The 8,375-nt window shown below is 49.5% G+C and carries 8 protein-coding genes; 4 read left to right on the plus strand and 4 right to left on the minus strand.

Annotated elements, in window-relative coordinates:
* Both ABNT28_RS08555 and ABNT28_RS08560 read left to right on the plus strand, forming a co-directional pair.
* The coding region (locus ABNT28_RS08555; RefSeq protein WP_332924215.1) for an ABC transporter permease subunit at window positions 1-908 on the plus strand (908 nt) is incomplete at its 5' end.
* A gap of 57 nt (window positions 909-965) precedes the next feature.
* Window positions 966-2,102 carry an alpha-hydroxy acid oxidase gene (locus ABNT28_RS08560; protein ID WP_332924214.1) on the plus strand — a complete coding sequence of 379 codons (1,137 nt, stop codon included), beginning with the start codon at window positions 966-968 and terminating at the stop codon, window positions 2,100-2,102.
* A 17-nt stretch (window positions 2,103-2,119) separates the two neighbouring features.
* Here the strand turns inward: ABNT28_RS08560 and ABNT28_RS08565 are convergent, their stop codons facing one another.
* The 4 genes from ABNT28_RS08565 to ABNT28_RS08580 are packed head-to-tail and all read right to left on the minus strand — an operon-like array spanning window position 2,120 to window position 6,109.
* Entirely contained in the window at window positions 2,120-2,902 is a 783-nt protein-coding gene (locus tag ABNT28_RS08565) for an Asp/Glu racemase (RefSeq protein WP_332924213.1), read from the minus strand.
* A gap of 26 nt (window positions 2,903-2,928) precedes the next feature.
* On the minus strand, window positions 2,929-4,101 hold the full coding sequence (locus ABNT28_RS08570; protein WP_332924212.1) for a Xaa-Pro peptidase family protein: 1,173 nt from the start codon (window positions 4,099-4,101) through the stop codon (window positions 2,929-2,931).
* Between the two features lie 17 nt (window positions 4,102-4,118).
* Window positions 4,119-5,288 carry a diaminopropionate ammonia-lyase gene (locus tag ABNT28_RS08575; protein ID WP_348721389.1) on the minus strand — a complete coding sequence of 390 codons (1,170 nt, stop codon included), beginning with the start codon at window positions 5,286-5,288 and terminating at the stop codon, window positions 4,119-4,121.
* A complete protein-coding gene (locus tag ABNT28_RS08580; protein WP_348721390.1) occupies window positions 5,288-6,109 on the minus strand; it encodes a phytanoyl-CoA dioxygenase family protein in 822 nt (273 codons plus the stop codon). Before ABNT28_RS08580 ends, ABNT28_RS08575 begins: the two co-directional genes overlap by 1 nt.
* 232 nt (window positions 6,110-6,341) lie before the next feature.
* Between ABNT28_RS08580 and speB the strand changes: the two genes are divergently transcribed.
* Window positions 6,342-7,301 (plus strand): agmatinase, encoded by a 960-nt coding sequence (gene speB / locus ABNT28_RS08585; RefSeq protein ID WP_348721391.1) that lies wholly within the window; start codon window positions 6,342-6,344, stop codon window positions 7,299-7,301.
* Between the two features lie 98 nt (window positions 7,302-7,399).
* The coding region (locus ABNT28_RS08590) for a Xaa-Pro peptidase family protein (RefSeq protein ID WP_348721392.1) at window positions 7,400-8,375 on the plus strand (976 nt) is incomplete at its 3' end.

Here is an 8,375-nt window from a genome sequence, read left to right on the forward strand (position 1 = left end):
TGGCGGCGGCACAGATTTCACTGGTGGGTTTTGTATTCATTATCAGCCTGTTGGGATTAGAGTTATATGCGCGTGCGCGCCAACAATTTTCTGGCAATGGCAAACCACCAACGCCTGTAGCCCCGATCATGCTTCATGGAAGCAAGATGTTTGTATGCTGGTTGATTTGCATGATCCCACTTGTGCTTGGGTTTATCATTCCCGTTCTGGTGTTGCTGAGTTTTGTGCTGGGAAGCCGTTCAAATGCTGACTTTGGGGCAATCTTCGGGATTATGTCAAACACACTTCTGGTGGCTGGCATGGCCTCGGTCACTGTCATGGTTGTGTCCTGTTTCATTGTGCTGACCGCAACATATCGCTCGGGTAAATTGGTGCGCGGGCTAGCGTTACTATCGTCACTTGGATATGCCTTTCCCGGGACAATGCTGGCGATAGGTGTGCTGATTTTTGCTAGTGTGTTCGACCGCATGATTGCCACAGTCACCAACGGGCATATATTAGGTATTATGCTGAGCGGGCTTGGAATTTTGCTTTTTGCCTATGTCGTAAGGTTTCAGGCTGTTGGCTATGGGGCGATGGTGTCTGGTGTCCGGCGTTTACCACCAAATATGATGAATGCAAGCCGCATTCTTGGGCATGGATATTCAAGCAGTATAAAGCGGATCATTTTACCCCTGTTGCGAAGTTCCCTGTTTGCCGGAGGTTTGCTGGTTTTTGTTGATGTCATGAAAGAGCTACCCATGACGTTATTGTTGCGTCCATTCAATTTTGAAACATTGGCGACCTTTACATATCAATTTGCCAAGGACGAAATGCTTGAACAAGCCGCGTTGCCAGCCTTGATGATTGTGATCGCTGGGCTAGCACCAGTTGCTTTCATGAATATGATGCTCAAAGGTAACCGATAGACTTTACAATGTTACTGTTTACTGAGACTTTAATCTTTTACGTCAAAGGCTCTATGAATGACAAAAATTGCCTGTATTGAAGATTTGCAAAAGCTTGCAAAACGGCGTGTGCCGAAAATGTTTTATGATTATGCTGATAGTGGGTCATGGACTGAGTCAACATATCGGGCAAACGAAACTGATCTACAGCAGATAAAATTTCGCCAGCGTGTTGCTTTGGATGTAAGCCAACGATCAACCGAAATGACCATGCTTGGTGAAAAAGTGACTATGCCAGTTGGGCTTGCTCCCACCGGGCTTACAGGTATGCAACATGCCGATGGTGAAATTCTGGCTGCGCGTGCGGCGGCTGAATTCGGCGTGCCTTTTACCTTGTCCACCATGTCGATTTGCTCAATCGAGGATGTCGCCGAACATACGGACAAACCGTTCTGGTTCCAGCTTTATGTAATGCGGGATCGTGATTTTGTGTCACGGCTTGTTGAACGCGCCCGTGATGCGAATTGTTCGGCGCTTATGATAACGCTTGATTTACAAATTCTTGGGCAGCGTCACAAAGATGTGCATAACGGTCTGAGCGCGCCACCGAAGCTGACTTTAAAAAACATGATTAACATGGCGACAAAGCCAGGATGGTGTTTTGGTATGCTTGGCACAAAACGTCGGGCTTTTCGCAATATCGTGGGGCATGTAAAGGGCGTTCAGGATATGTCGTCCTTAGCACACTGGACGAATAGTCAGTTTGACCCGTCTTTGTCATGGGATGATGTGGCGGCGATCCGTAAACAATGGGGTGGCGAGTTGATTATAAAAGGTGTGCTTGATGCCGAGGATGCAAAAGCCGCTGTTAATATTGGCGCAGATGCCATTATTGTATCAAACCATGGGGGGCGTCAGTTGGATGGCGCGATATCCGCGATTGCGGCACTTCCAGCGATTGTTGATGCTGTTGGCAACAAGACTGAGGTCTGGATGGATAGCGGTATTCGATCAGGGCAGGATGTGTTGCGGGCGATTGCCCTTGGTGCCAAAGGAACTCTGATTGGGCGGGCTTTTCTTTATGGGCTTGGGGCGCGTGGACAGGATGGTGTGCGCGAGACGCTGGAAATAATCCATAAGGAGCTTGATGTCACAATGGGTCTGTGCGGCAAAAGTGATCTGGCCAGCATTGATGACAGTATTTTGCTACGCTAGGATGTGGGCACGCTGATTTAGCTATATAGAGCGCCTTTACCAGCCGACCCAACAGCAAGGCCAGACAAACGCGCCATATCCCATGCCAATGCCGAATTGCTGGACAGCACCGGAATGCCTAGTGTTGCTTCGGCTTCGGCGATGATTGGCGCGCATTTCAGCGATGTGCAGGCGACAAAGATAGCATCAAGCGGTGTGTTGGCTGAATTTTCGGCAACCGCGGTGATCGCGGCCAGAATGGCACGCGGCGATATACAGCCAACAATCGAGTCGCGACCTTCATCGAAACTGGCAGCTGCGGCAACGTTAAACCCAGCATCGGAAAGATCATTACACATCTTTTGTGATATATCGGAAATATAGGGTGCCAGAAATCCGATATTGCGTGCCCCCAGTTTTGACAAGCCACGCTTGGCGGCGGTCATGGGTGTTGTCACATGTTTTGTGTCTATATGTGATTTGATAATCTTTTCAACATTTGCTTCGCCAATCAGTAACGAAGCTGATGTACAACCATAGCCGACCGCATCAAAAGCATATTGAGGTGGAAATAGGGACAAAGCTTCGGCAAAGCGGTCTTCCATCATGGTCAGATTGTCGGCGGTGACCTGATCGTCACAGGCGATACGCGTATGGATGAGCGAAAGCGCGCCATCACCTAGAAAATAGCGAAATTCATTTTCGATTGTCAGGTCAGTTTCCAGCGTCACAAGACCAAGTTGCAAGGCTTGATCCTGAGGGGCAATAACATCAAAAGGTAGCCGACTGAACGATACTTTTTGTGGGCGGTTTTCATCCATTTACTGTCTCCTTCATGAACTGGCCATTATTTGATTATGGGAAGATCACGTGCAGCGCGATGTGATAATAACTCAAAACCATTATCGGTCACGACTAAATTTTCTTCGGCCACCATAAGATATCCATCACCATAGATAATTGATGGTTCAATGGTCAGTGCCATGCCAGCCTCTATGACGGTTTTGTCCCATATTGTGTGCGATGGTGACTCGGTCAGTTGCGTGCCAAGGCCGTGCCCATAACGGCCAACATCGCCGCCGCCATCACTTGCGTCTGCGCCTGGACGTAAAACGCCATCCATTGCATGAAATAAATCAGACGCTGTTATGCCAGGTTTTAAAATGTCCAAGGCCGCCTGGGTGGCGTCATAAAGCTGGTGATGGGCGCTTTGCGCCTCTTCGCTGGCATGGCCAATGGCAAAATTACGGTCAAAATCACTGAAATAACCGTCCCATATGCATCCAGTATCCAGCATAAAGACATCACCTGCGGCAAGCTTTCGGCTATCTGGCGGTGCAATAATATCAAAATAGCCGCCTAGGCCTGCTGAACCGACAAGATAGCTAACGTCATCAATTCCGGCCTGCAACGCCCGAATTTTGAATTCGCGGAACAGTTCACGCAGAGGCAAGCCTGCTTTTACCCAATTTGGCAAATCGGCAAAGACAGATGATACAATGCCGCATACATGGCGCGATTTTGCAATTTCTGCTGGTGATTTGATCATCCGGATATGCTGAACGTCAGTCGTCATATCGACATATTCGATATCGCCTAGCCGCGCGCGTAAAATATCAAGATCGGCCAGCGGCATCCGCATTGCAGTTTCGCGCCCCATGAGCATGCCAAGCCTGCCATGTGATCCAAGTTGGCTTTTGATGGCGTCATGCACGAGGCTGATGCCATCATCATCTTCGGCTGGTGATGGCCAGCTGTTAATGTCACCGACATAGCAATCCTGCATAAGCGGCACGCCAATTGTCGGTATTATGGCTGTTGGTTTGCCATCTGCCGGAATCAGAATGAACCATGGTCGGGTTGGACTTTGCCAGAATTGTGTCATGAAGCCAGTGAAATAGCGAATTTCGGCTTCTGAGCTGAGCAGTAATGTATTCACATTTCTGCTGTGCATCGCCAGTTGGATGCGCTGACAGCGTTGTGCAAATTCCTCTGACGTAAAGCCGCGTTCTACGGTCATGTTAGATCCCTATCAAGCTAGAGGTTGATGCCAGTGATTTCGCCATAGAGTGCCGGATCGGTTGCGCCTTCGGTACCTATCAAAAGCACAGTTGAATTTTCATCTAGGCCAAGTTGGGCTTTTATTTTCGGATCAGATGTCGCGGCAATCAAAGCGGCAAGACCTGAAGTTGAACATTCGCCAGCCTCGATTTTGGTGTTTTCCGATGTTAGCTGACCATGCGCGAATGCCTGCATAAGCGGGGCAACGCCGTCATCGGTAATGCTGAGGCAATGCGATAGGGTGGGGCGCAACATATCCCATGCAAGAGCCGAGATTTCACCACATGACAAGCCAGCCATCATGGTTTCTTCGGCAATATCAACTAATGTTGGGCGATCATTGCGGATGCTTTCAAGGAAACAGGCAGACATCGAACTTTCAACCGAAATGGCTTTGCACATATTGTCGCCCATATCATTCCAGAATGGACCAACAATACCGCTGGCAAGGCCGCCGACACCAACCGGCAAAAAAGCATGGCTTGGGCGCTTATCCCCCATCTGATCCATGACTTCGGCTGAAATAATCGAATAACCTGCCAAAACCTGACGCGGAACATCCAGATATCCATCCCATGATGTATCCGAAACAAGCTGCCATCCATGTTTTTCGGCATCTTGTTTGCAGGCCGCCAGCGAGGCTTCGTAATTGCCATCGACGCGGATCACATCGGCGCCATAGGCTTTCATGGCGTCTTCGCGCGCTGTGCTAACATGCGCGTGGATATATATTTTGGCGTTACAGCCAGCCTGCTGAGCACCCCACGCAACCGAACGGCCATGATTGCCGTCAGTTGCCGTAGCGGCAGTAAAATCTTCGGCTTTGCCACCATTGCTGACAAAACTGTTCAACACGTCGGCAATGGCGTAAGCACCGCCCAATGCCTTGAATGATTGCAGGCCGAAGCGTGTTGATTCATCCTTGTAAAGAACCGATTTGACACCACAAGCTTTGGCCGCAAGGTCTAGTTCCAGTAATTGCGTAGGCGTATAGTCAGGCCATGCGGCAATGACTGATTGCGCGGTTTCCATCTGGGCGTTGCTAAGCACGCGGTCATCGTCCGGAAATGTGCCTGGATTATGGTTCGGATTGGTTATGCATTCGACAATGTTACATTGTCCCGTCGCCTGATTTAAATGACTCATCAAAATTTCCCTTTTCTGTCGGCGCCTGCGTAAAAAATATCTGAAAGGCACTCATTTGCCTGGTGTCTGAATGCAAGATCGTCAGCCTGCATTGCTTTGATGGGGCGGCCTGCATGTTGGTGGTAGTGATAGGTATCATCACCGCGCGCATGTTGCACCCAGATTTTTCCTATGACCTGATCAACATCAGCACCGATATAACTTTGGATCGCAAAACCCATCCGGCGCTTGTCACTGTGGTTGGGGCCTGATCCATGCACGATACGCGGGTGATGAAGCGATAATTGCCCAGCTTTCATGATGACAGGGACGCTATCTTCAATTTTAATGTCAGGCACGGTTTGACCACGGGTCAGGATATTATCCTCACCAAATGTATCAATATGATCTTGTAAGGGGGCTTTATGTGATCCGCTGACCATGCGCATACAGCCATTTTGTTCATCGACATCATCGATCGCCAGCCACGCCGTTACCCAGTTATGCGGTTCCAGCCCGATATAACGGGCGTCCTGATGCCAACTGACATAACCGTCAGTATGCGGCGGTTTAATGAACAAGGTTGTGCCACAAACCAGAATATCCCTGCCAATCAGGCATTCAACAGCATCAAGGATGCGGCTGTCATGCGTGATGGCGTCAAGCACTGGCAAAACATAATGGGCATTGTTACGCCCCGCGCCAGCTAGTTCATCATGCCATTTTTTTTCGGCGGCTTCGATCTCGGCGCGGATCGCGGTGATTTCGGCATTGGTAAAAATATCAATGGGGGCGACAAAGCCATGGTCATCATAATGCTGTTTTTGCGCATCGTTAAGCATCAGAAAATCCTCTTTACACAATCTGAAACTTATCTTTTGCGCGTAATGTGATCAGAGTAAAGCCCAAATTTGCAATCCCTTTATATGGGTATGGATATGGGTATCGTTAGGGCTATCTGTGGTTGCAAGATAAGGTCAACTACATTAGCGTTTGGACAGTTTCTTGAGCATCTGTCAGCTAGCAAAAGCTGTCATCAAGCCTAACGATCATATGAAGTGAGGAGCCTAGCAGATGAGCGGACATGGATATGAAAAAGGGCGGTTAAACCTGCCTTTTGTTGGGTTGTGTACATTTGGCAAATATCCATATCAGCCTGACTGGGATAGCATTGATGCTGATTTCGCGGTGCTGGGCGCGCCATTTGATTTTGGCACACAGTTTCGGGCAGGCGCGCGCTTTGGACCACGCGGCATCCGTGAGGCATCAACGCTGTTTTCTTTTGGTCATGCAGGCGCGTATGACCATGAGGATGATGTCACCTATCTTGAAGCAGACAAGGTTCGGATTGTTGATATTGGTGATGCTGATATTATCCATACCGATACCATGCAAAGTCACGCCAATATCGAAACGGGGGTTCGGGCGATTCTGAAAGCGGGTGCCATTCCAATTGTTCTGGGCGGCGATCATTCGGTGAATATTCCCTGTATCAACGCATTTTCTGATCAGGAACCATTCCATCTGGTGCAGATCGATGCGCATCTTGATTTTGTCGATGAACGCCATGGTGTGCGCTATGGTCATGGCAACCCGATGCGGCGTGCGGCTGAAAAACCCTATGTGACAGGCTTGTCACAAATTGGCATTCGCAACGTGTCATCAACCGCCCGCGACGGTTATGAAGATGCGCGTAAAATGGGATCTGATATTCAGTCAGTGCGCCAATTCCGCGCGATGGGGGTTGAGGCTATGCTGGATCGCATTCCGGCAGGTGGCCGCTATTACGTCACGATTGATATTGATGGTTTTGATCCATCGATCGCACCTGGTACAGGCACGCCGTCGCATGGTGGATTTTTGTATTATGAAGTGCTGGAATTGATGGCAGGTCTGATTAAACGTGGTGATGTGATTGGCCTTGATCTGGTGGAAGTGGCGCCAGATTATGATCTGTCCGGCAGTACCACGACGTTGGCCGCGCAGATATTGCTGAACATCATTGGCCGCATTGATTATGCGCGCCGCGCCTGAATGAATGAACGAGTGAATATTTGCTCTGAAATGAATATTATATGGGCAATGTAACCCTTGCCGTCTTTAAAACAACAAATTCCTAGATGGGGACACGAATGACACTACATTTTTCCGACAGCGAATTTGCCGCACGCAAGACGGCAGTGATGGCCGAGATGCAAAAATCTGGCCTCGATGCCATGCTGATTTTCCGACAGGAATCGATGTATTGGCTGACTGGATATGATACGTTTGGCTATGTGTTTTTTCAAACCTTGGTGCTGACTGCCGATGGCAAGATTGTTCTGATGACGCGCGCGCCTGATTTACGACAGGCGCAGAACACCTCGAATATTGCGGATATACGTATCTGGGTTGACCGTGATGGTGCCAGTCCAGCTGATGATTTACGTGACATTCTGATCGAACTTGGCCTGAAAGATGGAAAATTTGGTGTTGAATATGAAGCCTATGGTCTGACAGGCCGCAATGCCATGCGCCTTAATAAGGCGCTTGATGGGTTTGGCACGCTGATTGATGAATCGGAGATCATCTCGCGCTTGCGTCTGGTGAAATCACCAGACGAGATTGCCTATATAAAACGGGCAGGCGAATTATCCGATGCGGCGCTGGACGCTGCCTATGCGCTGGCAAAGCCAGGGGCGGATGAAGGCGAGATTCTGGCCGCGATGCAGGGGGTTATCTTTGCTGGTGGTGGGGATTATCCAGCCAATGAATTTATCATCGGTTCGGGCAAGGATGCGTTGTTATGTCGGTATATCTCTGGCCGTAAAATATTGCAGGACGAAGACCAGTTGACCCTCGAATGGGCGGGGGCATACCGGCATTATCATGCGGCCATGATGCGCACGATCCCGATAGGGCGGGCGCTCGATGCGCATATTGATATGCATGCGGCTTGTGTTGAGGCACTTGAAGCTTGTCATGATGCCTTTCGCGTTGGCAATACGGTTGGTGCGGTGTTTGACGCCCATGCGCGGGTTATGGACGCGCGCGGTTATAATCATGCGCGGCTGAATGCCTGTGGCTATTCGATGGGTGCGACATTCGCGCCAAACTGGATGGACTGGC

The sequence above is a fragment of the uncultured Candidatus Puniceispirillum sp. genome, from assembly GCF_963979125.1.
Classification (GTDB): domain Bacteria; phylum Pseudomonadota; class Alphaproteobacteria; order Puniceispirillales; family Puniceispirillaceae; genus Puniceispirillum.

Coding starts and splice junctions, on each gene's coding strand:
- ABNT28_RS08570 (WP_332924212.1), bottom strand. CDS start 4,101: ATGACCGTAGAACGCGGCTTTACGTCAGAGGAATTTGCACAACGCTGT.
- ABNT28_RS08560 (WP_332924214.1), top strand. CDS start 966: ATGACAAAAATTGCCTGTATTGAAGATTTGCAAAAGCTTGCAAAACGG.
- ABNT28_RS08580 (WP_348721390.1), bottom strand. CDS start 6,109: ATGCTTAACGATGCGCAAAAACAGCATTATGATGACCATGGCTTTGTC.
- ABNT28_RS08565 (WP_332924213.1), bottom strand. CDS start 2,902: ATGGATGAAAACCGCCCACAAAAAGTATCGTTCAGTCGGCTACCTTTT.
- speB (WP_348721391.1), top strand. CDS start 6,342: ATGAGCGGACATGGATATGAAAAAGGGCGGTTAAACCTGCCTTTTGTT.
- ABNT28_RS08575 (WP_348721389.1), bottom strand. CDS start 5,288: ATGAGTCATTTAAATCAGGCGACGGGACAATGTAACATTGTCGAATGC.